This window comes from Paraburkholderia sp. (assembly GCF_024281035.1).
In the GTDB taxonomy this organism is placed as follows: domain Bacteria; phylum Pseudomonadota; class Gammaproteobacteria; order Burkholderiales; family Burkholderiaceae; genus Paraburkholderia.
On record NZ_JAMXLH010000054.1, the window covers coordinates 1 to 24,300 of the forward strand.

19 protein-coding genes and 3 pseudogenes are annotated in these 24,300 nt (G+C 64.4%); 6 read left to right on the top strand and 16 right to left on the bottom strand.

The window, feature by feature from the left end:
- The 9 genes and pseudogenes from Q0L30_RS19020 to Q0L30_RS19060 all read right to left on the bottom strand — a co-directional run.
- Positions 1-320, bottom strand: a pseudogene (locus Q0L30_RS19020) (type VI secretion system tip protein VgrG); the annotation flags it as partial.
- A gap of 482 nt (positions 321-802) precedes the next feature.
- Positions 803-1,608: pseudogene (locus Q0L30_RS19025) on the bottom strand (IS5 family transposase).
- 72 nt (positions 1,609-1,680) lie between these two features.
- Positions 1,681-2,151: a PaaI family thioesterase gene (locus tag Q0L30_RS19030; protein ID WP_296659742.1), complete on the bottom strand. Its 471-nt coding sequence runs from the start codon at positions 2,149-2,151 to the stop codon at positions 1,681-1,683.
- Between the two features lie 387 nt (positions 2,152-2,538).
- Positions 2,539-3,711 carry an ABC transporter substrate-binding protein gene (locus Q0L30_RS19035; RefSeq protein ID WP_296659745.1) on the bottom strand — a complete coding sequence of 391 codons (1,173 nt, stop codon included), beginning with the start codon at positions 3,709-3,711 and terminating at the stop codon, positions 2,539-2,541.
- Positions 3,712-3,768: 57 nt separating this feature from the next.
- Positions 3,769-4,476, bottom strand: coding sequence for an ABC transporter ATP-binding protein (locus tag Q0L30_RS19040; RefSeq protein WP_296659747.1), 708 nt, complete (start codon positions 4,474-4,476; stop codon positions 3,769-3,771).
- Complete coding sequence (locus tag Q0L30_RS19045) at positions 4,460-5,227, bottom strand: ABC transporter ATP-binding protein (protein WP_296659749.1); 768 nt, start codon at positions 5,225-5,227, stop codon at positions 4,460-4,462. The genes Q0L30_RS19040 and Q0L30_RS19045 overlap by 17 nt, the downstream gene beginning before the upstream one ends.
- Complete coding sequence (locus Q0L30_RS19050; protein WP_296659751.1) at positions 5,220-6,230, bottom strand: branched-chain amino acid ABC transporter permease; 1,011 nt, start codon at positions 6,228-6,230, stop codon at positions 5,220-5,222. The genes Q0L30_RS19045 and Q0L30_RS19050 overlap by 8 nt, the downstream gene beginning before the upstream one ends.
- On the bottom strand, positions 6,227-7,096 hold the full coding sequence (locus tag Q0L30_RS19055) for a branched-chain amino acid ABC transporter permease (RefSeq protein ID WP_296659754.1): 870 nt from the start codon (positions 7,094-7,096) through the stop codon (positions 6,227-6,229). The genes Q0L30_RS19050 and Q0L30_RS19055 overlap by 4 nt, the downstream gene beginning before the upstream one ends.
- 408 nt (positions 7,097-7,504) lie before the next feature.
- Positions 7,505-8,017: a GAF domain-containing protein gene (locus Q0L30_RS19060; RefSeq protein ID WP_296659757.1), complete on the bottom strand. Its 513-nt coding sequence runs from the start codon at positions 8,015-8,017 to the stop codon at positions 7,505-7,507.
- A 239-nt stretch (positions 8,018-8,256) separates the two neighbouring features.
- On the opposite strand from Q0L30_RS19060, the gene Q0L30_RS19065 reads away from it, so the two are divergent.
- Positions 8,257-9,348 carry a tartrate dehydrogenase gene (locus Q0L30_RS19065; RefSeq protein WP_296659759.1) on the top strand — a complete coding sequence of 364 codons (1,092 nt, stop codon included), beginning with the start codon at positions 8,257-8,259 and terminating at the stop codon, positions 9,346-9,348.
- A 101-nt stretch (positions 9,349-9,449) separates the two neighbouring features.
- Positions 9,450-9,635, top strand: a pseudogene (locus tag Q0L30_RS19070) (LysR family transcriptional regulator); the annotation flags it as partial.
- Between the two features lie 42 nt (positions 9,636-9,677).
- On the opposite strand, the gene Q0L30_RS19075 reads toward Q0L30_RS19070, so the two are convergent.
- Both Q0L30_RS19075 and Q0L30_RS19080 read right to left on the bottom strand, forming a co-directional pair.
- Entirely contained in the window at positions 9,678-9,938 is a 261-nt protein-coding gene (locus tag Q0L30_RS19075; RefSeq protein ID WP_296659762.1) for a hypothetical protein, read from the bottom strand.
- Between the two features lie 94 nt (positions 9,939-10,032).
- A complete protein-coding gene (locus tag Q0L30_RS19080) occupies positions 10,033-10,755 on the bottom strand; it encodes a YceH family protein (protein WP_296659764.1) in 723 nt (240 codons plus the stop codon).
- Positions 10,756-10,929: 174 nt separating this feature from the next.
- On the opposite strand from Q0L30_RS19080, the gene Q0L30_RS19085 reads away from it, so the two are divergent.
- On the top strand, positions 10,930-11,406 hold the full coding sequence (locus Q0L30_RS19085; protein WP_296659766.1) for an OsmC family protein: 477 nt from the start codon (positions 10,930-10,932) through the stop codon (positions 11,404-11,406).
- Positions 11,407-11,670: 264 nt separating this feature from the next.
- The gene (locus Q0L30_RS19090; RefSeq protein WP_296659769.1) at positions 11,671-13,230 is read left to right on the top strand and encodes a methyl-accepting chemotaxis protein; all 1,560 of its coding nucleotides are present in this window, start codon (positions 11,671-11,673) and stop codon (positions 13,228-13,230) included.
- Positions 13,231-13,402: 172 nt separating this feature from the next.
- Here Q0L30_RS19090 and Q0L30_RS19095 read toward each other — a convergent pair whose 3' ends face one another.
- The gene (locus Q0L30_RS19095) at positions 13,403-14,113 is read right to left on the bottom strand and encodes a dienelactone hydrolase family protein (protein ID WP_296659772.1); all 711 of its coding nucleotides are present in this window, start codon (positions 14,111-14,113) and stop codon (positions 13,403-13,405) included.
- Positions 14,114-14,380: 267 nt separating this feature from the next.
- On the opposite strand from Q0L30_RS19095, the gene nfsB reads away from it, so the two are divergent.
- Both nfsB and Q0L30_RS19105 read left to right on the top strand, forming a co-directional pair.
- Positions 14,381-15,037, top strand: coding sequence for an oxygen-insensitive NAD(P)H nitroreductase (nfsB, locus tag Q0L30_RS19100; RefSeq protein ID WP_296659774.1), 657 nt, complete (start codon positions 14,381-14,383; stop codon positions 15,035-15,037).
- 131 nt (positions 15,038-15,168) lie between these two features.
- A complete protein-coding gene (locus Q0L30_RS19105; protein ID WP_296659777.1) occupies positions 15,169-15,630 on the top strand; it encodes a PACE efflux transporter in 462 nt (153 codons plus the stop codon).
- Between the two features lie 108 nt (positions 15,631-15,738).
- Here Q0L30_RS19105 and Q0L30_RS19110 read toward each other — a convergent pair whose 3' ends face one another.
- The 4 genes from Q0L30_RS19110 to Q0L30_RS19125 all read right to left on the bottom strand — a co-directional run.
- Positions 15,739-16,806 carry a porin gene (locus Q0L30_RS19110; RefSeq protein ID WP_296659780.1) on the bottom strand — a complete coding sequence of 356 codons (1,068 nt, stop codon included), beginning with the start codon at positions 16,804-16,806 and terminating at the stop codon, positions 15,739-15,741.
- Positions 16,807-17,393: 587 nt separating this feature from the next.
- Positions 17,394-18,932 (bottom strand): efflux transporter outer membrane subunit, encoded by a 1,539-nt coding sequence (locus tag Q0L30_RS19115; protein ID WP_296659786.1) that lies wholly within the window; start codon positions 18,930-18,932, stop codon positions 17,394-17,396.
- Positions 18,933-18,988: 56 nt separating this feature from the next.
- Positions 18,989-22,303, bottom strand: coding sequence for an efflux RND transporter permease subunit (locus Q0L30_RS19120; RefSeq protein ID WP_296659781.1), 3,315 nt, complete (start codon positions 22,301-22,303; stop codon positions 18,989-18,991).
- A partial coding sequence (locus Q0L30_RS19125; protein WP_296659783.1) for an efflux RND transporter permease subunit occupies positions 22,300-24,300 on the bottom strand: 2,001 nt, incomplete at its 5' end. The genes Q0L30_RS19125 and Q0L30_RS19120, both read right to left, overlap by 4 nt.

Sequence of the window (24,300 nt, forward strand, 5' to 3'; positions counted from 1 at the left end):
GCGGACGTCGCGTATTCGTCGAACTCCGTGATGAGGCCATGGATGGTGTACGCGGGCGGCATCGTGCTGAACTTCTCCGCGTTCTCGCGGAACATCCTGCGCAGATAATCCATGTTCGGATCGACCAGCGAAATAATGAATTTCGCGGGACGGCCAATCACCTGATCCATCGGAATGCCGGAAACCGGGCTTGTAAATTCGATGTCGTAGCAATACAGCTCACTCACGGCATCCCGGCCCGTGAACTTGAGAACCGAGAACGGCGCCGGATGTGGCGCCAGCTTCAACTCGTAGGCCTGTACGGGCAGGATCAACGACATGCGAAAACTCCGGTGCGCGGGCGGTGGATATAAACGGCACTGCCGGAACCACTATGGCTCCGGCAGTGAACACAAGGAATGCGCGGATCGGCGCGGAAGAGTGCGCGATGCGAGAGAACAGGAAGGCGTACGGCAAACGCACGTCGATGCGGAGGCTGGCTTTCCGGATTAATCTATCGACACCCCGGATTAAATGGTGCCGACATCTCAAATAGGATAGGCAATGTCACGAAAAATAAATATCATAATATTCGTGTAATTACTATTGCCTTACCGGGGATTTTTCGGATCTCAATCCTTCAGCCAGTACAAAGCCGTATTTAGGCCTCACAAACCAGCCATAATCAAGCCGCGCCCAAGCAGCGGCTTCCCGGAATTTGATAATTTTCGATGTTTATTCTGTCATTGGAATTTCGACGGCGAAATAGACAAAAAATACAGCTATGCCAGATATGGCAGACGCCCCGCTCATCTAAGAGCGGCTAACACAAGTCATCAACGAAGCGCGAACAGATAACGGCAGCAGCGAGAGAAAGCAACGCAACATGGATGTCGAGACGACGCTCGAAACGAATGCGCAGTTTGCCGAAACCGGCAAACCAGGCATTCGTGCGCTCGACCACCCAGCGATGCCGGCCGAGCCGCTCCTTGCTTTCCACGCTGCGACGGGCGATACGGGCCGTGATGCCGCGCTGCTTCAGGTAACGCCGACAACGTGCGAAATCATAGCCCTTGTCCGCGTGCAATTTGCCCGGACGTTTGCGCGGCTGGCCAATCAGGCCCGACACCGCCGGAATGGCATCAAGGGTGGGCTCGAATGCCATCGAAACGTGCCGGTTGGCACCTGTGACCGTGATGGCCAGCGGAATGCCGCGCGCATCTACGACGATGTGCCGCTTCGACCCGAGCTTGCCCCGGTCAGTCGGGTTGGGGCCGGTTTCCTGGCCCCCTGGGGGCTGGAAACACTGGCGGCATCAAGACTCGCACGTTCCCAATCAATCTGGTCATGCTCACGCAACCGGCGAAGCATCGCCAGATGCAGTTGCTCCCACACGCCTGCGGTCTGCTAGTCTCGCAGCCGTCGCCAGCACGTCATGCCGCTGCCGAAACCGAGTTCCTTCGGCAGGTATTCCCTCGGAATGCCAGTTTGCAGGACGTACAGGATGCCATTCAATGCTGCCCGGTCATCTACCGTTCGGCGTCGGCCGCCTTTGGGCGACGGCGAGAACACCGGAATCAGCGGCTCCAACGCCGCCCATAACTCGTTACTGATTTTGCGTCTGGACATGCCGCCAGGATATGGCCTTCATGGCTTCATGTCCAGGTTGTGTTAGCCGCTCTTAGCGGGATTCAGCGGAATTCAGCGGTCGATGGGCAAGAACGTGCCGCTCGTATGCAGCACCTCGCGCTCGCCGACCCGGAGCGTGCATTCCGCGAACACGATGCGCCGGCCGTTGCGGCGCACGCGCGCATGCGCTTCCAGCCAGTCGCCGACATGGGCTGCCGAAAGGAATTCGCTGTTGAGCGTGGTGGTCACCGTGACGTGCGCGCCGCGCTGTGCGTGCGGCGCCTGGCTCAGGTAGATGCCGAGGGTGCCGTCGGCGAGCGTCAGCAGCATGCCGCCGTGGGCGATGCCGAGCGGGTTCGTATGCGCCGCTTTGACGCGCACCGCCACGATGAGCCCGCCCGCCGCAGCCGGGCGCGTGTAGAGCGGGCCGAGCGCGCGGAAATACGGGCCGCCGTGCTCGAAGAGTGTGTAGCCGTCCGGTACGCCGCTCGACGCATCGTTGGCCGGGTCCATGAGCCTGCTGCTCAGCAATTCGGGTGTCATCTCTTTTCTTGATCTTCTCAATACCAGCCGGGTCTCGCCGCACCGCGTGCCGTGTGGCCGGAAACGTTTGCACGCATGCGGGCGGTTCTGCAGAAAAATTATCGGCGGTGGGAAATTTAGCACCGGCCAGCCACGGCCGTGTGGATCTCGATCAGAGGCTGCGTGCATTGTTGCGCGCATTGTTGCGTGCGATTTGCAGCCCAGGCTCGCGAGCAGGTTTTACCCACCCATGTGCGCCGTATCCGGATTTGCGGGCTGGCCGCAGCATCGCCCGTGCATCTGCAGTGCGGAATCGATGGATGGATCGGTGGAATGCATCGTGGACGCGCCGGCACGCCGGGGGCGCGGCGCGTGCCCCCGACGATGCCCGGCCAGCGCGGCGCCGCGTTACTTCGCGGCGCTCAGCTCGGCAGCCGGCAGCGGCTTGATGGCGCCGCCAGCCACCACGGCCACGACGGCGCGGCCCATCGTCAAGCCGCCGTGCGCATCGACGCCGGTCAGCCCGTTCGGGTTGTTATCCGCGCTCAGGTTCTTGAGCGCCGCGTCGTACGCCTTGCGGATCGCCACCGCGTCGGTCGTCGTGCCCGCCTGCTTCATCGCCAGCGCCGTCGCCCAGACCGCCGTGTAGTTGAGCGAGTCCTCCTGCGACGGCATACGGCCGTCGTGCGCCTTCGCAAAGCGCGCGACGAACGTCTTCGCTGCGGGCGACGGGTCGTCGGACACGGGCATCACGCCCACCGATCCTTCGAGCGCGCCGTAGCCGCCCGCGACCTTCGCGACTTCGTCGAGCTTGGCCTGGTCCATCACGACGAAGCCGCCCTTGAAGCCCAGCTCGCGCGCCTGGCGAATGATGAGTCCGGTGGGCTCGGACGGCCCGCCGACAAAAATCACGTTCGGCTTCGATGCGAGCACGCGGCTCACGCCGCTGTAAAAGTCGGTGGCGCGGTTATACGACATCGGGTTGTCGGCGACGACGGTGCCGCCCGCAGCCAGCCAGACCGGCTTGAACGCGGCGGTCCATGCCTTGCCGTAATCGGTGTCGGTGTTCGCGAGTGCAACGCCCTTGCCGAACTTGCCCATCTCATACTTCACGAACGATCCCGTGTACGACGTGAACTCGGGCGGGATGCGCAGCGTGAGCGGATTGCCGCGTGCGGCCAGCTCCGGCACGCTCGTATAGGCGAGCAGTAGCAGCTTCTGTTGCTCGTTCATGGTCTGCACGGCGTAGCAGCCGCCCGAGTGCGGCACCAGCACGACCGGCGCACGGTATTCCTGCACGAGGCGGCGTGCGTTGATGGCGGTTTCGCTCGGGTTGTACTGGTCGTCCAGCGCAACGATGTCCACCTTGACCTTCTTGCCCGCTACCACGAGCCCGGCCTGGTTGATCTCGGCCACCGCCATCTGCATGCCTTCGAGCACCTCCTTGCCGTACTTGGCCGCACCGCCGCTCAACGGGCCGGAATAGCCGATATGGACGGTATCGTCGGCAAAGGCCGGCTGTGCCACGTGCGCCACGACCAGCGCCGCGATCAATGCCGGGGATAGCTTCTTGATGGTCATCGTCTGTCTCCTCCACGGGGTTTCAGTTGCTGTTGTTGTGACCGGCGCTCGCCGCGTTCAGCCGCCCACATAGGCGCGGCGCACCGCTTCGTTACCGGCGAGGCTCTCGTAGGTGCCTTCCAGGACGATCCGGCCGGCTTCCACGACATACGCGCGATGCGCGATCTTCAGCGCGGCATGGGCGTTCTGTTCGGCGAGCAGGACGGTGGTTCCGGCGCGGTTGATGCGCTGGATCACCTCGAACGTCTGCTTGACGATGAGCGGCGCGAGCCCGAGCGACGGCTCGTCGAGCAGCAGCACGCGCGGCCGGCTCATCAGCGCGCGGCCGATCGCGACCATCTGCTGCTGCCCGCCGCTCAGCGCGCCGGCTGCGTCGTCCTTGCGTTCTTCGAGTGCGGGAAAGAGGGCGAATACTTCGTCCAGGCGGCTGCGATTGCCCGCGCGATCGCGCCGGTGCGTATACGCGCCGAGCATCAGGTTCTTCAGCACCGACATGCCCGGAAAGAGCTTGCGGCCTTCGGGGCAATGCACCACGCCTGCGCGCACGACATCGGCAGGCTGCCTGCCGACGAGATCGACGCCCTTGAGCCGGATGTGCCCCGCGCTCGCGCGGGTGAGCGCGCTGGCCGCGCGGAAAATCGAGCTTTTGCCCGCGCCGTTCGCGCCGAGCAACACCACCAGTTCGCCTTCGCCCGCGTGCAGCGTAATGCCGTGCAGCGCACGGAAGCTGCCGTAGTCGAGGCACACGTCATTGAACGTCAGCATGGTCGCTCCCGAGATAAGCGTCGATCACCGCCTGATTCGTGCGGATCTCGGCCGGCGTGCCTTCGGCGATTTTTTCGCCGTGGTCGAGGACCATGATCTTGTCGGCGAGATTCATGATCATGTTCATCTTGTGCTCCACGAGGCACACGGTCATGCCCGCCGTCGCGATCTTGCGGATCAGTTCGGCGAGCCCGTCCGTCTCCTCGGGATTGATGCCGCCCGCAGGTTCGTCGAGCAGCAGCAACGCAGGCTCGGTCGACAGCGCGAGCGCAATCGCCACGCGCTTGCGTTCCTCCTGGGTGATGTCGCCTGCGGACCGTTCCTCGATGTTCGACAGGCCGACGAAATTCAGCGCGTCGCGCGCCTTCTCGCGGCAGGCACGCTCCTCGGTCTTGCAGCGGCGCGTGCGCAGCAGCACGTCGAGCAGGTTTGAGCGCGTGCGCAGCCGGTGCCCGACGATCAGGTTGTCGAGGACGGTTGCGCCTTCAAATAACGTTGTTGCCTGGAACGTGCGCGCCACGCCAAGGCGCGCCATCTGGTCCGCGCGCAGTCCTGCCACGTCCTGGCCGCGCAGGCGGATCGCGCCGCTCGTCGGCCGGTACATGCCGCTGATCAGATTGAAGAACGTCGTCTTGCCCGCGCCGTTGGGACCGATGATCGCGTTGACCTTGCACGGCTCGATCTTCGTGGTCACGCCGGTAACGGCGCACAGGCCGCCGAAGCGCTTGCTGAGATTGTCGATTTCAAGCATGGCCGTCTCCTTGCGGTGCGCGGCGCACGGCGGCCTGCGGCACGCGGTGCAGCGCGAGGCGGCTGCGGGCGCTCTCGTAAAAGCCGACCAGCCCGCGCGGCAGAAAGATCAGCAATACGATCAGAAGCGGGCCGAAGACGAGAAAGCGGTAGTCCTGCATGAACTGCAGATACTGCGTGATCCACGGCACGGCGAGCGCGCCGATCAACGGACCGGCCAGCGTCCCCACGCCGCCGACCATCATGTACATCGTCATGTCGAAGGTATGTTCGATGCCGGCGAGATCCGGGCCCAGAAAGCGGACGAAACCCGCGTACAGACCGCCGGCGATGCCTGCGTAGAACGTCGAGATCAGGAACGCCAGCAGCTTGTTGCGCATGAGATCGATGCCGAGCGCCTGGGCGAGGTTTTCGCCGTTGCGGATGGCGATGAATGTGTGCCCGAGCAACGAATTGACGATGCGGTGCATGAGCCAGAGCCCGGCGGCGAGGAAGGCGAGCGTGAGGTAGTAGAGCGAGCGCGGGCTGTCGAACGATATGGGACCAAACCCAGGGAGCGCGAACCCGGGCGGCGCGGCGATGCCGATGATGCCGACCACGCCGTGCGTGAGGCTGTCCCATTTCTCGATGACGAGAAAGATGATGTAGCCCACGCACAGCGTGAAGATCGCGAAGTAATTGCCTCTCAGGCGCAGCGACAGGATGCCGACGAAGAATCCGATGGCGACGCATACGACGCCCGAGAGCGCGAACGCGATCCAGAACGGCACGTGGTAATCGACGGTCAGGATGCCGACCGTATACGCGCCGATTGCCATGAAGCCGCCATGCGCGAGGTTGAACTGTCCGGCGTAGCCGGTGATGAGATTCAGGCCGACCGTTGCGAGCGCAAAGATGTAGGCCGTGGACATGACCGTCAACGAATAGTCGTTGTGCACGAAGAGCGGCAGGGCGAGGCCGAGCGCGAGCAGCACGAGCCATCCGGCGTGGCGTGCGGTAATCATGATGCGCGCACCTCCCTGGCGAAGAGACCTTGCGGGCGCAACGAGAGGATCGCGACGAGCAGCACGAAGGCGATGAGATCCTGATAGTCGGGCGAGACGTAGAACGCGCCGAAGCTTTCGGCGAGCCCGATGATGAGACCGCCCGCGATGGCGCCGGGCACGCTGCCCATGCCGCCGAGGATGATGATGACGAATGCCTTGAGGATCACGAGCTGCCCCATGGCCGGATAGATGAGATTGATCGGCGCGTAAAGCGCGGCGGCGACGGCCGCGAGCGCGCCGGAGATCGCGAATGTGGCCATGCCGATCTTGCGCGGATCGATGCCCATGAGCGCGGCGCCTTCGCGGTTCTGCGCGACGGCGAGGATCGTCGATCCGGCGACCGTGTGATGCAGGAACAACTGCAGCGCGAGCACGAGCCCAAATGCGCCGCCGATGATCAAGAGCCGCTGGATGGGCGCGATGACGCCGGAGAATTCGACGACCCCGGACCAAGGCGGCGACATGCGGTGAAAGTCGGTGCCCCAGAGCACCTGCGCTGCGGCCTGCAGGAACAGCATCAGGCCGATGGCGGCGATCATCGGGGAGAGGCCCGAAGCGTTGCGCAGCGGATGGAATACGAGCCGCTCGGCGAGGACGGCGAGGGCCGCGACGCACGCTGCGGCGGCGGCCATGCCGACCCAGTAGTTCAAGCCGAGACGGGTCGTCAGAAAGAACGCGGCAAAGGCGCCGACCATGTAGAACGCGCCGTGCGCGAAGTTCGGCACCGCCATGATGCCGTACACGAGCGTGAGGCCAAGCGCGACGAGACTGTAGACGCCGCCAAGCGTCAAGCCGTTGAGCACCTGCTGCAAGAACAGATCCACCCTGATCCTCCTGAAAACGGGAAACCGGTGTACTGCTGAGGCTGTGACTGCCATTACCGCGTGATTTGCCCTTTCGTCGTGACCGCGTACGGGCACGGCGACGTCGCGCATCAGGGCATCATTTGGCAATGGATTCCGCTATGCAGTCAGCCTGGGGGAAATACCGAATGGTCGTTCGTTTTATGCGGATCGCCTGCAAGGCGGGATTGCGAACGTTCTGCAGCCGTGGCTCGCGCGGGCATTACGGCCGGGGTGATCGACGCTCGCGCGCGGTTTTTTAGGGTAATTCTGCAGTGCAGGCACTAATTCCAGGCTTTGGAATTCGGCGATGAGGGTGCGTAAGGAATGAGGCAGGGCCGCCGGTCGTTCGCGCGGCCCGTTGAGGATTGCAGCAGCGGATTGATCGACTCAATCGCCCTTGCGTGCGGCGGTTTTCCAGCCCGATTCGACGAACGCGCTGCACAGCGCTTCCATGCCTTTCGCGTCTTCGTCGTCGAAGCGGGCGAGCAGCGGGCTGTCCACGTCCCATACGCCGATCAGCGTGCCATCCGGTGCGACGAGGGGCACGACGATTTCCGATTGCGACGCCGAATCGCAGGCTATGTGGCCGGCAAACGCGTTCACGTCGCGCACGATTTGCGTTTCGCGCGTCTGCGCCGCAGTACCGCACACGCCTTTGCCCAGCGCGATGCGCACGCACGCGGGTTTGCCCTGGAACGGGCCGACAACGAGTTCCTTGCCATCGAAGAAATAGAAACCGGCCCAGTTGAGCCCTTCGAGCGAGTTAAAAACGAGCGACGAAAAATTCGCCGCGTTGGCGATGACGTCGGGTTCGCCTTCGATCATCACGCGCGCCTGGGCGGCGAGGGTTTCGTAGAGCGCGGGTTTGTCGGTGGGGAGGCGGCTGGCGGGTGCAAACATGGGACGTTACCGGGTAGTGGGCGATGCGAGGACATCGCGACGAGATCGTGACGAAGCAGCGTGTGAGTGTAGGCGAGTTTGGGCCGCTGCGCCAAAGGCGCACGCGCGCTCAGGATTATTCACGTTCCGTATTGAATGGCTTCACGCGAACGCAGCTTGTTTCCGTGGCGTTTTCAGGCATGCTGGCGGTCATAAGGCGCGGATCAATGCCGGTGCGCGCCAGCAACGGAGAACGAGACATGAGCAAGACGTACAGGGTCGCCGCCATCGCGGGCGACGGGATCGGTCAGGAAGTGATGCCGGAGGGCCTGCGCGTGGTGCAGGCGGCGGCGAAGCAATTCGGTCTGTCGATCGAATTCACGCGCTTCGAGTGGGCGAGCTGCGACTACTACCTCGAACACGGCAAGATGATGCCCGACGACTGGTTCACCACGCTCAAGGGTTTCGACGCGATCTACTTCGGCGCGGTGGGCTGGCCCGAGAAGGTGCCCGATCACATTTCGCTGTGGGGATCGCTGCTCAAGTTCCGCCGCGACTTCGACCAGTACGTGAACCTGCGCCCGGCGCGCCTGTTGCCCGGCGTGCCGTGTCCGCTCGCGAACCGTAAGCCCGGCGATATCGACTTCCTCGTCGTGCGCGAGAACACCGAGGGCGAATACAGCTCGGTGGGCGGCAAGATGTTCGAGGGCACCGAGCGCGAGTTCGTGCTGCAGGAGTCGGTGTTCACGCGTCACGGCGTGGACCGCATCCTGAAGTTCGCCTTCGAGGCGGCCAGCAAGCGCGCGCGCAAGAAACTCACGGCGGCGACGAAGTCGAACGGTATCGCGATCAGCATGCCGTACTGGGACGAGCGCGTGGCCGCGATGGGCGAGCAGTACCCGGATGTGACGTGGGACAAGCAGCACATCGACATTCTCTCGGCGCGCTTCGTGCTGCAGCCGGACCGCTTCGACGTGGTGGTGGCCTCGAACCTGTTCGGCGACATCCTCTCGGATCTCGGACCCGCCTGCACGGGCACGATCGGCCTTGCGGCTTCGGCGAACCTGAATCCGGAGCGCACGTTTCCGTCGTTGTTCGAGCCGGTGCACGGCTCGGCGCCGGACATCTTCGGCAAGAAGATCGCCAATCCGGTTGCGATGATCTGGTCGGGCGCGATGATGCTGGAATTCCTCGGCAACGGCGACGCGCGCTTCACGCAGGCGCACGACGCGATCATGCGCGCCATCGAGAAGGTGCTCGTGGAAGGGCCGCGCACGCCCGACATGGGCGGCACGGCCAATACTGCGGACGTCGGTGAGGCTGTTGCCGCTGCGCTCGTGGCAGGGGAATAAGCCGTGAAATAAGCCGTGAAATAAGCCGTGAAATAAGCGGCAAAATCAGCGGCAATATCGTTGCGTCAGCAAGCAGCGGCGGGTCCGCCACGGTGACGTTGCCGCTGCTCGACACGGGACGGCTGCTGCGCGTGCTGCCTGGCGTTATGCAGCCTGCCAATGTGTGGGCCGTCTACGCCGCGCGGCTAGCGCAATCGACGAAGCTGCGGGCGTGTGTGGATTTTCTGGAAGAGGCGTTCGCGCAGTTCGGGCCCGGCGCTGCCGCGCAGGAACCGGCAGGCGAGTGAAGCGAGTGGAAAGCGCGCGTGAAGCCGTTATCGCGTGCGGACTCAGTCTTCGTCTGTGCCGTCGAGCGCCTTGCGGTCGCGGCGCTCTTCGTTGCCGCGTCGCGCACGCATGCGCTGGCGCGACAAAGCGGCGATGACTTCGCCGGTGCTCGCGCCCGCGGGAATCTCGTTGCGGATTATGTTGGCCACCATCGGCAGGCCCTTGCGCTGGCGCTGCAACGCCCGCGCGATCGCGGTGCGGCAATCCTCGCCGTGACAATCCCATTCGTCACGGGTTTTTCCGCAGTAACGGCATGTGTCCATCGCGCAAGTTTAACCGCAATCTCGGCGCGGATTCGGGGCGCTATCGCGGCACCCATCGGCCCGCGCTGCGGCGTTCGTCGCGCGTTCGTAGCGGTTAAGCAGCGGGCGACGACTCGTCCGGTGAGATGCCCAATTCCGCCGCCATCCGCTCGACCAGTGCGCGCAGTCGGGCCACTTCGTCGGCGAGGCGCTCGTGATCGCTTTTGAGCGCATCGAATTGCGCGAACGAAACGCCGTCGCGCGCGGATTCCATTTCGCTCATCGCAACGCTGCCCGCTAAGGCGCCGATGTCCACCTCGCCGCACAGCAGATGCACCCAGCGATTCTCGCGCTCGCCCGGCGCGCGCGGCAGCTTCACGACGAGCGGCGGCTCGCGGTCGGCGAGTTCGCCGAGGAACGCCTCGACCGACGAAACGTCGGCGAATCCATGCAGACGGGCGGAATTCAGCCGCAGTTCGGCGGCGGTCTGCGCGCCGCGCAGCAGCAGTACTGCGATCAGCGCGACGGCCTGGCTCGGAATGCCGAGCACGCGGTTCAGGTTGTGCTCGAAGCGCGGCACCCGGCTGCTGCTGCCCTCGAACACGAGGCTCAGATGCTTGAGGTCCTCGATCGCGCCGAGCACTTCGGTTTCGGTGACGTTCATCACGGGCGCGCGCGCCGTCTTCTGATTGCAGCCCGATGTCAGCGAATTCAGCGACAGCGGGTAGGTGTCCGGCACCGTCTGCTGTTTCTCGACCAGCACGCCGACGATGCGCGCCTCCAGTTGCGTGAGTGCACGCAGGGCGCGCGGCGAGGAACTATCGGCAGGAAAATTCATAAACAGACTCGGCTTTCGGAGATCGATCGTGGGGCTCGATGATACTCGGGTCTGCCGGGAGCGACAGGGTTGTGCGACGTCCGTCACAATCACGCCCGAGGACCGGACCGGCGGGCGATGCGCCTCGAATTCCCGCCGTCCGGATTCAACGCTTCGATTTCAAGGAAATGCGCGATGGCATACGGTCGGCACAAGTACAGCGTCACGGTGGAATGGACGGGCAACAAGGGCACCGGCACATCGGGATATCGCGACTACGGCCGCGATCACATCATTCGCGCGGGCGCCAAACCGGACATTCCCGGCTCATCGGATGCGGCCTTCCTCGGCGACGCCGCGCGCTGGAATCCCGAAGACCTGCTCGTGGCGGCGGCATCGGCATGTCACAAGCTCTGGTATCTGCATTTGTGCGCCGACGCGGGCATTCGCGTTCTCGCGTATGTCGACGAGGCGGAAGGCACGATGCTGGACACCCCGGACGCGGGGCGGTTCACGCAGATCGTCCTGCGCCCGCGCGTCACGCTGCGTCCCGGCGACGACCGCGCACTGGCCGAACAGCTTCACCACACCGCCCACGCGAAATGCTACGTGGCGAACTCGGTCAATTTCCCCATCCTTTGCGAACCGGCAATCGAGTTCGCTTCTGCGTAGCGAGCGGCGCTTTGCCGCTGTCGTTCGCACCCACGCCCGCCCGTGCTGGATCCGGCGCCCGGCCCACCGGGTCCGTACGCGGCGGACGGCACGCCCGGCCCTATGCCGCGCAGCTAAAGTTTTGCGGTTTCGTGCCGTTGTCATAATCCGGAGCCGTACATCCATCGATCTTGCGAATCGCAAGCGGTCATGCGTGCCCGCCAACAGACAAAAAATTTGGTCGAGGGTGTGCCACGGCTGACTTCGACCCGCCGGAGATGGGAAATGCTCAACAAGCTGTCGATTCGCACGTGCCTTACCCTGATGGTCACGTTTATTGGCGTCGTGCTGGTTGTCGGCGCCGCCGTAGGACTTCTGTCGATCCGGCAAAGCGACAACGAACTGCAGGATATGTACACGGTTGACGTGCCCGCCGTCACCGATCTGGAGGGCAGTTCGAGCCAGCTTCTGCGTCTGCGTCTCGCGCTCGCCACGGCTGCGTCGTTCATGGCCATCGGCGACCAGCCCGGTGCGAAGGGCGTGCTCGAACGCTTCGACCAGTACCTCAAGAATTCGAATGACCGGCTCGACCATTTCCGGACGATCGTGGCGGCCGACGACGCCGAAAACCAGAGCCTCCTGAAGGCGATGCTGGAAAAGCGCGACGCGTTCCTGCACGAAGGCCTCGACAAGGGCCTCGCCTTGCTGAAATCCGGCGATTACAACAGCTTTACGGAACTGCAGGCGCACACGCTGCCGTCGCTCTACAGGGATTACGACACGGCGATGGCCGCCCTCGAAAAGCACCAGGTCGGCAACGGCGCGAGGCGCTTCCAGAATGCGCATGATCGCTTTGTCGTGGTCTGCGTGGCGGTTGCCGTCGGCCTCGTGGGCGCGCTGGTGTTCGCGTGGATCGCGCGCATCGCGCTGATGCGTGCGATCGTGGACCCGATCGATGCCGCGGTGACCCAGTTCCAGCGGATCGCGAATGGCGACCTCACCCAGGCGGTTGCCGTGACGAGCAGCAATGAAATGGGCAAGCTGCTGGCGGGCTTGCAGCGCATGCAGGAATCGCTGGTCACGATGGTCGGCACGGTGCGCGACGGCGTTTCGTCGATCGATACGGGCGTGGGCGAGATCGCGACCGGCAATACGGACCTGTCGCAACGCACCGAACAGCAGGCGGCATCGCTCGAAGAGACGGCGGCCAGCATCGAACAGCTCACGTCCACGGTGCGGCAGACGACCGGCAACGTTCAGGAAGCAAGCTCGCTTGCGCAGGGCGCCTCGGGGCTCGCAGCCCAGGGCGGCGACCTCACGCGCGAAGTGGTGGGCACGATGCAGCATATCGTCAGCGATTCGCGGCGTATCGGCGACATCGTCGGCGTGATCGAAGGCATTGCGTTCCAGACCAACATCCTTGCACTGAATGCCGCTGTGGAAGCGGCGCGCGCGGGGGAAGAAGGGCGCGGCTTCGCGGTGGTCGCAGGCGAGGTGCGCTCGCTCGCGCAGCGCAGCGCGGCGGCGGCCAAGGAAATCAAGGACCTCATCGCGACGTCGAACGCGCGGGTGGAAACCGGTGCGGGACTCGTGGAGCGTTCGGGCGCGACGATGCAGGAGATCGTCGACGCCATCGCGCGCGTGAGCGCGATCATGGGCGAGATCGCCTCGGCGGCTTCGGAGCAGAGCACCGGCATCGACCAGGTCAACATCGCCGTCTCGCAGATGGATCAGGTGACACAGCAAAACGCCGCGCTCGTCGAGCAGTCCGCAGCCGCTGCGGCGTCGCTCGAGGACCAGGCGCGCCGCTTGAGCACGGCGATGGCCGTGTTCCGTATCCGCTAGGGCAAAACCGATGCACGCGCAACGAGCCGTCGCCGCCTGATACGCGGCACGGCTTGTGCCGCATTGCGGTGCGGGGGCACATCGCTGCGCCCCGGTTGCAGCGCCCCCGCTGCAGCGCCCCCGCTTTTCGGTGTCCCCGCTTTTCGGTGCCCCCGCTAAACCGGCACGCGCCTCACCGCTTCCAGAGCGTCTTGCCCCAGAACGTCAGCGTGCGATCCCACGCCAGTTGCGCCCAGACGGGATCGTATTGCGTGGCCGCGATGCGGCCCGGGCCCGCGGCGGTTTCGTTGGCGAATGCGTGGTGCGCGAGATAGCGATGAAACTCGACCTCGACTTTCGCGTCACGCAGCTTCGTTTCGAGCGCATCGATCATGGCCGGCTCGAAGAACATGTCCTGCGTGGCCCAGTGGCCGAGCACGGGCGCCGTGATCTTCGTGGCGTCGATGTAGTCGAGCGGTGGGCAGCCGTACCACACCACGACGGCGGATAGCCCCGGAACCTGCGTCGCAGCGAGCAGCGTCAGCGCGCCGCCCATGCAAAAGCCCGTCACGCCGACGCGATCTGTCAGCGTCAACAGATAATCGACGGCGCCGCGTATGTCCTGCGAAGCGGCGTCTGCGAAGTCGAGCCCATTCATCAGGTGATTGGCCTCTTCTTCCTCCACCGTGGCCTTGCCGCGGTAGAGATCGGGCACGAGCGCCAGATAGCCCGATTGTGCGAGGCGGTCGGCCACGCCGCGAATCTGGTCGTTCAAGCCCCACCATTCCTGGATCACGACGATGGCGGGCGCGCCTTCGGTCTTCTCCGGTTTCGCGAGATAACCCTGCAGCGCCTGGCCGTCGGGGCGGGTAAAGGTGATCATGGATCCGGTGTGCTGTTTCATGATGGGCGTTCCTTCTGCAGGCGAAACCACGGTGATTGGAAGCCGTAGCATAGCGCCGGCACGCTGCGTTTGCCGTGACCGTTTGCCGTGACGCAGGGGCGTCGGCCCGATGTCACTCGCCGATCGGATGCAGGACGATATCGCGGCGCACGAACGCGCGCTTGCTGTACGATGTCGCGCTTTACTGCCGCATTAGTGCCGCTCTACTGCCGTTATAGCGGCCATCCAGGCTCAGTTCAGACACCGCACATACCCAGGAGAAAGCATTTGAATCTCACCCGCTTCGCGAAAGGCCGCCATGCAACCAAGGCATTCGATCCGGCCCGCAAGATTCCGGCGTCGGTCATCGATGAGTTGAAGGAACTGGTTCGCTTCAGCCCGTCTTCGGTGAATTCGCAGCCGTGGCATTTCGTGATTGCGTCGGGCGACGAGGCCCGCGCGCGCGTCGCGAAGGCCATGCAGCCGGGCTACGCCTATAACGAGCCGAAGGTGATGAACGCGTCGCACGTCATGGTGCTGTGCGCGCGCACCGACATGGACGATGCCCATCTTGCCGCCGTGCTCGCGCAGGAAGAGGCGGACGGCCGCTTCGCCAACGACGATGCGAAAGCGGGCCAGCAGAAATCGCGTTCGTTCTATGTGAACCTGCATCGCGACGAGCGCGGCGACCTGCCGGCGTGGATGGAGAAGCAGGCGTATCTGGCGCTCGGCACGCTGCTGATCGGTGCTGCGACGCTCGAAATCGACGCGTGCCCGATGGAAGGCTTCGATGCGAAGACGCTCGACGCCGAACTCGGTCTGCCAGCGCGGGGCCTCACGTCGCTCGTGGTGGTGGGCCTCGGCTATCGCAGCGCCGGCGACTTCAACGCGACGTTGCCGAAGTCGCGTCTATCCACGCAGGCCGTGTTTACCGAACTCGCTTAAGGTTCGTTCGCGAGGCAGGCGTTGACGTTTTGCGCCTGCCTCGCGTTTGCCCTGTGCATGCTGTGCCTTTCGCGCGGCGGCGCGGCTGTGATCCAGACCTGTTCCAGGTCCAGTGCACGATGGAGTGGTTCATGCAAGGTCTGAAACGACGTATCGTCTATGTCACCGTATTCGAGGGGCTGGGCATTCTGGCGACCGGGGTGGGGCTCTCGTCGATGGCCAGTAGCGGTGCTGGCCGCGCGGGTGCGGCGGCGGTGCTCACGTCGGTGATCGCCACGTTGTGGAATTTCGTCTACAACATGTACTTCGAGCGTTGGGAAGCGCGCCAGACGAAGCGCGGCCGCAGCGTTGCGAGGCGCATCGCGCACGCGGTGGGGTTCGAAGGCGGCCTTCTCGTGATGCTGGTGCCGATGCTGGCGTTGATCCTGCGCGTATCGATGGTGGAGGCGTTCGTCATGGACGCCGGCCTCTCCCTGTTCTTCCTCGCCTACGCCTACGTGTTTAACCTCGCGTTCGACCACGTGTTCGGCTTGCCGGCCTCGGCCATGCCCGCGCCCGTTCCTTCACCAGTCTCCGCGCGCGAAACGCCCTAAAGTTAAAAGCGCGTCCAGAAACGGCGAAGTCCGCTTTCGGGCCGCCGCGGGGCCGGTGAAAGCGGACTGCGTGTGGATTGCATTCGCGCGGGTGTACCCGCACGTCGCCTAGAACATGTGCCGGATACCGAGGCTCGCGCCGACGGTCGAGCCGCGCACGCCGAACAGCGCGTTGTTGACCGACAAGCCCGTGTCCATGAGGCCGCTATTGTTCACGTAACCAACCTGCCCGTAGAGCGTCGTACGCTTCGAGAGGAAGAACTGTACGCCGCTCGACGCCATGATCGAGTGGTTGCTTTCTCCGCCGATATGGGCGCCGTCGTGGGTGTAGTAGACGCCGGCGTTCACGTTGAGGTAGGGCTTGACGAAGTAGCTCAAGCCACCGGAGTACACGCTGTTACTGAATGAGCCTGCCACCTTGTACAGTGCATACGAGGCATAAATCGCGAGGTCGTTCGGGAAGCGATAGCTCGCACCGAGCGTGCGGCCGACAAATGCAACGGTGCTGATCGGAACGGCGCTGCCACCCTCGTTGCCGTTATACATTGCGCCGGTGATCGTGAGGCCGCCGATGTGATAGCGCAGGCTCGCCGAATACTGGCGGCCGGCCTGGAAGTTGCCCGCCGTGCCGCCGAGCGCGATCAGGCCCGACGCCTGGAGGCCGGCGATTTCCGGCGACGTATACGTAATCGCGTTGCTGTTGAAGAGACCCGTGATCAGGACGTTGTTCAGATAGCTCACGAGGCCCGTGCCGAAGTACGACATGGCGCGCGGGTCCATGTCGTAGAGGGCGAGGAAGAACGGCGAGAACTGCACACCGGCTTTCACGGTACCGAACTTGCTGTCGATGCCGACCCACGCCTGGCGGCCGAAGATGCCGCCGTTCGAATTGTTGAACTGGCCGTTCGCGACGCTGAAGCCGTTTTCAAGCTCGAAAATGGCGCGCATGCCGCCGCCGAGGTCCTCGCTGCCGCGCATGCCGAAGCTGGAGCCGGTCATGCCGCTGTCGGTCATCGAGAACTGGTGGCCGCCGTTCGCGGTCGCGGTGCGGCTCGTGTACAGGATGGAGCCGTCGACGATGCCGTACAGCGTCACGCTGCTTTGCGCCTGCGCGGCACCCGAAATGCCCAGCAGTCCGGCTACGGTCAATGCGGATACAAGCAGTTTTTTATTCATGCCTTTCCTGTCGCGCATTTCGTCATCCTCATTAAATATTATTAACTGCTTTGGTGTGGTGGCGTCGCATCATTGCGACATCTTTATGGCGCTTGAAAATCCGGAACCAATCCTGCCGTCAATATGCAGGTGGGAGAGGCGAATGCGCTTGTGGCGCCAGGACGAATGACAACGGCTCGCGCGGGTGTGCACGGTATGTCGCGGCGCGCGCACTGCGCGGGCGGTGCGGCGTCGGGTACTGTTTTGGAGTCCATGCGGTAAGCAGCAGATGCGGGTTCTCGTTCAACGTGCGTCCCTCCACGGACTGGTTGTGTACGAAACTTTTACCGGTTTGCTTCCACGATTCGGCTCATTTTTGTACGGTCGTACACAATTTGTCATCCTGGGAGAAACGATCAGTTTTCGAGTAACCGTTCAAATTTTTGAATGGTGTATCGGATGCAACCCGCATGAACAGGATAGCCGTCGTGCGGGGCCCGGCGCGCCATGCCATGGCGCGTGACGGCAAGACCGGACACGGAGCGTGACATAGAACAAATTCAGCGTGGCGCACGGGCCGGCTACACCGTGCACGCCTCGCGGCGCCGTTACTGGCCTGGTGTTGCCGCTGGCTGGCGGTTCGCCGTTTCAGCGGGCGCAGTCGCAGCGTTGGCATCCGGGGCCACGCGGTTGGGATGTCGCGCATCGTGCAGCGCGCCGGACCATCCGCCGCCCAGGTCGCCGATCAGCGCGGCCGTATCCAGAAGCCGTTGCTGCTGCACGTTCAACGCGGTCTGCTGTTGACTCAATTGCGTGGTCTGGGCCGTCGCGACCGTCGTGTAATCGACGGTGCCCGCCGCGAATTCATTCTGTGCGATCTGCGTGCCGTGAATGGCATCGCGTACGGCGGCGTCGAGCACAGCGGATTGCTGCTCCAGGATGTGCAGCGCGGATAGATCGTTTTCCACGCTCTGGAACGCGGTCAGCACCGTGCCGCGATAGTTCGCCACTGTCGCGTCGTAACCGGCGCGCGCCGCGGCGACCCGGCCGCCGCGCAACCCGCCGTCGAAGATAGTCTGCGTGGCGCTGGCGCCAAGCGACCACACGTAGTTGCTGATGTGGAGCAAACCCGAGAGCGGCGACTGCGTGAAGCCGTCGAGCGCCGAGATCGAGATCGCCGGGAAATACGCCGCCGTCGCGACGCCAATCGAGGCGTTCGCCGCCGCCATTTGCCGCTCGGCCGTCGCGACATCCGGGCGGCGTTGCAGAATCGTCGAGGGCACACCAGCCGGAATCACGGGGAGGGCGGGCAGTTTGTCGCTGTGCGGAATCTCGATGTCCTCGGGATTGCGGCCGACGAGCACCGCAATCGCGTGCTCGTATTGCGCGCGCGCGACGCCGAGCGCGATCAGGCTCGATTGCGCGCCCTCCAGTTGCGTGCGCGCGAGGACGAGCGTGGACGGCGCAACCGTGCCGGCGTAATCCTGATCGGCCACGACGCGTAAAAACGCCGTATAGGCGGCGACGGTGTTCGTGAACAGATCGATGTCGGCATCGGTCACGCGCAGGTTGATCACGGCGTCGGCGAGCGCGATTTGTTCGGATAACGTTGCATTCGCAAGCGTCGCCTCGCTCGCCTGCGCAGTCGCGGAATTTTCTTCGATCTGGCGGCGCACCTGGCCCCACAGATCCACGTCCCAACTGGCGTTGCCCTCCAGCGAGCCTGCGTTGTTGATGCGTGCAAAACCGCTGCTGCTGCCGAGGGCGCTTACACCGCTTACGCTGCTGAGCGTGCCCGTGGCCGAACGCTCTCGCGTGACCGAACCGGTCACGCCGAGCGTCGGAAAGAGGCCCGCGCGCGCGATGCGCACTTCAGCCAGCGCCTGTTGATAGTTCGCGTAGCTTTGCCGCACGGTCTGGTTCGACACCACGACGAGCGGCTCCAGCTCGTCGAGCAGCGGGTCGTTGAACGCGGTCCACCAGTCGCCTTTCGGGCCTTCGGCGGCGGGCTCGGCCTGGGTCCAGCCCGGTAGCGCCTTCCAGGTGGCGGGCACGGCGACCTGCGGACGATGATAGTCGGGGCCGACCATGCAGCCGCTGGCCAGCATCGCCAAGACGAAGGGCGCGAGCCGCAGCGCGGCGCGCATGAGCGTGGCGGGGGCGGTGGGGGAAGCGGGTTGCGTCCGCATGCGTGGGATATTCGTCATGATGGGCTCTCATCGGCCTGGCGATTCCAGGGCAGGCGCTCGGCCCAGCGCGCAAGGCGTGCGCGCAGGCGGTCGAGGAACAGATAGATGACCGGCGTCGTGTACAGCGTGAAGACCTGGCTCAGGAGCAGCCCGCCCATCACGGTCACGCCGAGCGGCTGACGCAGCGACGCGCCCTGGCCGATGCCGATCGCGAGCGGCACCGCGCCGAGCACGGCGGCGAATGTGGTCATCATGATCGGCCGCAGACGCACCACGGCCGCTTCGTGAATCGCGCGGCGCGCGTCCATGCCTTCGTTGCGCTGCAACTGGATCGCGACGTCGACCATCATGATGCCGTTCTTCTTGACGATGCCGATCAACAGGATGATGCCGATCATCGCGATCACCGAAAACGGCGTGCCGAAGATCAGCATGGCGAGCGTCGCGCCAATTCCGGCGGAGGGCAGCGTCGACAGAATCGTGAGCGGGTGAATGGTGTTTTCGTAGAGCACGCCCAGCACGATGTACACCACGGCGAGCGCGGCGAGGATCAGGAGCGGCACGGTGCCCATCGACTGCGCATACGCTTGCGCCGCGCCCGCAAACGCGCCGTGCACCGAAGCGGGCATGCCGATGTCGCGTTGCGCCTGCTCGATGATCTTCGACGCTTCGCTGAGCGACCCGCCCTTGGGCAGATTGAACGAGATCGTGCCTGCGACGAGGCCGCTCTGGTGGTTCACCTGCGTGGCCGTGTGGCTCGTGGTCCACGACATGAGCGCCTTTAACGGCACCATGGTTTCGGCGGCGGTGCTGTCCGCGCTGCCGCTCGAACTGCCGCCCTTGCTGTTCGCAATCGCGTTGGTGAGCTGGTTCGCCACGGCGTTCGCGTTCAGCGTGTTGGTGGTTGCGGCCGCACCGGTCGCCGTTCTTTCCACGACCCGTTGTGTCGCGCCGGAAACGGTGCCGCCCGGCATCTGCGTCTGTGCAGCGCCGCTCGCGTTGCCCGCCGCCGTCGAAAGCCAGATCCGGTCGAACGACTGCGGAAACTGCCAGTACTTCGGCGCCACTTCCATCACGACGAAATACTGGTTGAGCGCGTTGTAGATGGTCGATACGGTGCGCTGGCCGAAGGCGTCGTAAAGCGAGCTGTCGATCTGGTTCGGTTCGAACCCATAGCGCTTCGCTGTGTTGCGCTCGTAGGTCACGTACGCCTGCAGGCCGTTTTGCTGCAGGTCGGAGTTCACGTCCAGCATCTGGGCGTGGTGCTTGTTCAGCTCGTCGACGAGCCTTGGCACCCACGTGAAGAGCGTGCCGGCGTTGTCGCTCGTGAGCGTGTACTGGTATTGCGCGGCCGCCTGCCGTCCGCCGATCTGCAAGTCCTGCTGCGCCTGGAGAAAGAGCCGTGCGCCGGACACGGCGCTGAGTTTGGGCCGCAGCCGGTTCACCACGTCGGTTGCCGAGGCGCGGCGCACGCCGATCGGCTTGAGTTCGATAAAGACAGTGGCCGAGTTGAGCGCGCGGCCACCCGTGAAACCCGCCACCGAGGCGACGGCGGGATCCTTCTGCACGATCGCCTGCAGCTGTTCGAGTTTTTTCGACATCGCCGTGAACGAAATGCTCTGGTCCGCGATGATCTGGCCGATCAGGATGCCCGTGTCCTGCTCGGGGAAGAAGGTCGCGGAGAGCAGGCGCGCCACGAACACGTTGGCGACGAGCAGCCCCATCAGGATGAAGATGATGAGCGCGGCGTGGTCGAGCACGGCATCGAGCGAGCGCGAATAGGCGTTCTTGAAGCGGTCGAACTGCGCTTCGATCCAGACGGCCCAGCGTGCGGGGGCACGTTCCGTGTGCTCGCGCTTGAGCACGTACGCGCACATGGTCGGCGTGACCGTGAGCGAGACGACGAGCGAAATGAGGATCGCGATGGACAGCGTCATCGCGAACTCGTGGAAGAGCAGGCCGACAATGCCCGGCATCAGCAGGATCGGCAGGAATACCGCGATGAGCGAAAGGCTCATCGACACCACGGTGAAACCCACTTCGGCCGCGCCGCGCAGCGCAGCTTCCTTCGGTTCGACGCCGGCTTCGATGTGCCGCACGATGTTCTCCAGCACAACCACTGCATCGTCCACGACGAAGCCGGTGCCGATCGTGAGCGCCATGAGCGAGAGATTGTCGATGCTGTAGCCGAGCAGGTACATCGGCCCGAAGGTGCCGACAATCGAAAGCGGCAGCGCGACGGCGGGAATCAGCGTCGCGCGCGGCGAAAGCAGGAACACGAACACCACGCCGATCACGAGCAGCACCGCAATAAAGAGCGTGCGTTCCGTGTCGGACACGGAGGCGCGCACCGACTCGGAGCGATCGATCGCCACGTGCACGTGGATCGACGCGGGCAGCGCTGCTTCGATGGTCGGCAGGCGCGCCTCGATCTGCTTCACGGTCTTCACGACATTGCTGCCCGGCATCGGATAGACGATCACCAGCACGGACGATTTGCCGTTGTAGAGGCCCGCGTTGCGGATGTTCTCGTTCGAGTCGAGCACCTCGGCTACATCTTTGAGCAGCACCGGCGCGCCCTGGCGATACGCGATCACCACGTCCTTGAACGGTGCGGCCCTGGTGATCTGATCGTTCGAGACGACCTGATAGCGCTGGTCGCCCTGATCGATATGGCCTTTCGCGCTGTTCGCATTGGCCGCGGAAATCGCGGCGCGCACGTCCTCCATGCCGATGCCGTAGCTGTTCAGCTTGCCGGGCTCCAGTTCCACGCGCACGGACGGCAGCGCACCGCCGCCGAGCGTGATCTGACCCACGCCGTCGACCTGCGAGAGCTGCTGCTGGATCACGGAATCGGCGGAGTCGTAAAGCTGCGCTTTCGTGAGCGTGTCGGAGGTGAGCGCGAGCACCATGATCGGCGCGCTCGCCGGGTTGTACTGGCGATAGCTCGGGTTGCTGCGCAACGTGGTGGGCAGATCGGCGCGCGCGGCCTGGATGGCCGATTCGACGTCGCGCGCCGCGCCGTTGATGTCGCGATTGAGCCCGAACACGATGATGATCATCGACGAGCCGACGTAGCTGATCGACGTGAGCTGCGAGACGTCCGCGATGGTGCCGAGCCTGCGCTCCAGCGGCTCGGCGACCGTGGCCGCCATGATGTCGGGGCTTGCGCCCGCCATGTTGGCCTGCACGACGATCACGGGATACGCGATGTTCGGCAGCGGTCCGACCGGCAGCCGGAAGAACGCGAGCGCTCCGGAAATCAGGATCGCGATCGCGAGGAGTGAGGTCGCGACCGGTCGCCGGATAAAGAGCGCCGAGATGTTCACGGCGTGCCCTCGGGGGCGGGCGGTGCGCCGCCGTCCGGATGGTCTTCGCCGCCTGAACCACCTGCACTTGCGCCTGGGCGCTTACGGCCGAAGCGTTGTGCGAGACGGTCGAAGAACAGATAGATCACGGGCGTCGTGAAGAGCGTAAGCATCTGGCTCAGTGTGAGGCCGCCGATAATCGCGAGACCGAGCGGCCGCCGCAGTTCGGAGCCGGTGCCGCTGCCGAGCAGCATCGGCAGCGCGCCGAGCATGGCCGCGAGCGTGGTCATGAGAATCGGGCGGAAACGCAGCAGCGACGCCTCGAAGATCGCTTCGCGCGGCGGCTTGCCGTGCACGCGTTCGGCTTCGAGCGCGAAGTCCACCATCATGATGGCGTTCTTCTTGACGATGCCGATCAGCAGCACGATGCCGATGATGCCGATCACGTCGAGGTCGTTGCCCGCGATCATCAGGGCGAGCAGCGCGCCGATGCCGGCGGACGGCAGCGTCGAAAGAATCGTGACCGGATGGATATAGCTCTCGTAGAGCACGCCCAGCACGATATAGACGGCCACGAGCGCGGCGATCAGCAAATACACCTCGCTCGTGAGCGAATCCTCGAACGCCTGCGCCGCGCCCTGGAACGTCGAGGTAATCGACGGCGGCAACTGGGCGGCAGCCTCGGCCTTGCGGATGTCGCGCACGGCGGCGGAGAGCGACGCGCCCTTCGCGAGATTGAACGAGATCGTGACCGAGGGGAACTGCGCGAGGTGGCTGATGGCAAGCGGCGAGCGCGTGATGTGGATCGTCGCGATGCCCTTGAGCGGCACCTGCCCCGAAGTGCTCGTCTGGCTCGGCAGATAGAGATCGCCGAGCGAATCGACCGTGGGCAGCGCCTCCGGCTTCGCGACGAGAATCACGCGGTACTGGTCCGACTGCTGGAAGATCGTCGAGACGATGCGCTGGCCGAGCGCGTCGTACAGCGCATTGTCGATGGTCGCCGCCGTGATGCCGTAGCGCGCCGCGAGCTGGCGGTTCACTTCCACGTCGATGGACAGGCCATCGGTGTTCAGGTCGCTCGTCACGTCGGTGATCGCGGAAATCCGCTTCATCTGCGCGATGAGCGCGGGCACGTACTGATTGAACGCTTCCTGATTCGGGCCGCGCAGCACGAACGTGTACTGGTTGCGCGAGACCGTGGTGTCGAGCGTGAGGTCCTGCTCCGGCTGCAGATAGAGCCGGATGCCAGGCACCTTCGCCACGCTTTCCTGAATCCGTCGCCCGATTTCCGCGGCGGTTTCGGAACGGTCGTTGTGCGGCTTCACGTTGATCAGGAAGCGGCCGTTGTTGAGCGTCGTGTTGATGCCGTCGATGCCGACGTACGAGGTGAGCGAGACCACGTCGGGATCCTTGAGGATCTCGTCGGCGAGCGCGGACTGGCGGCGCACCATCGCCTGGTACGACACGGAATTGTCCGCGACGCTGATGCCCTGGATCACGCCCACGTCCTGCACCGGGAACAGGCCCTTCGGGATCACGATGTACAGCACCATCGTGAGGACGACCGTGCCCACGGCGACGAGCAGCGTGAGCGTCTGGTGATCGAGCACCCACGTGAGGCCGCGCTCGTACGCGGCGAGCGTCTTGTTGAAGATCCCTTCGCTGATGCGCTCGAAGCGGCTCGGGTGGCGTTCGGCCTGCGCGCGCAGGATACGCGCGCAGAGCATCGGCACGACCGTGAGCGAGACGACGGCCGAGAGCACGATGGTCACGGCGAGCGTCACCGCGAATTCGCTGAAGAGCCGCCCGATCACGCCGCCCATGAACAGCAGCGGAATCAGCACCGCGATCAGCGAAACCGTCAGAGAGATGATGGTGAATCCGATCTGGCCCGCGCCTCTGAGAGCCGCATCAAGCGGAGAATGGCCTTCTTCCAGGAAGCGATCGATGTTCTCGATCATCACGATGGCATCGTCCACCACGAAGCCGGTGGAGATGGTCAAGGCCATCAGCGAGAG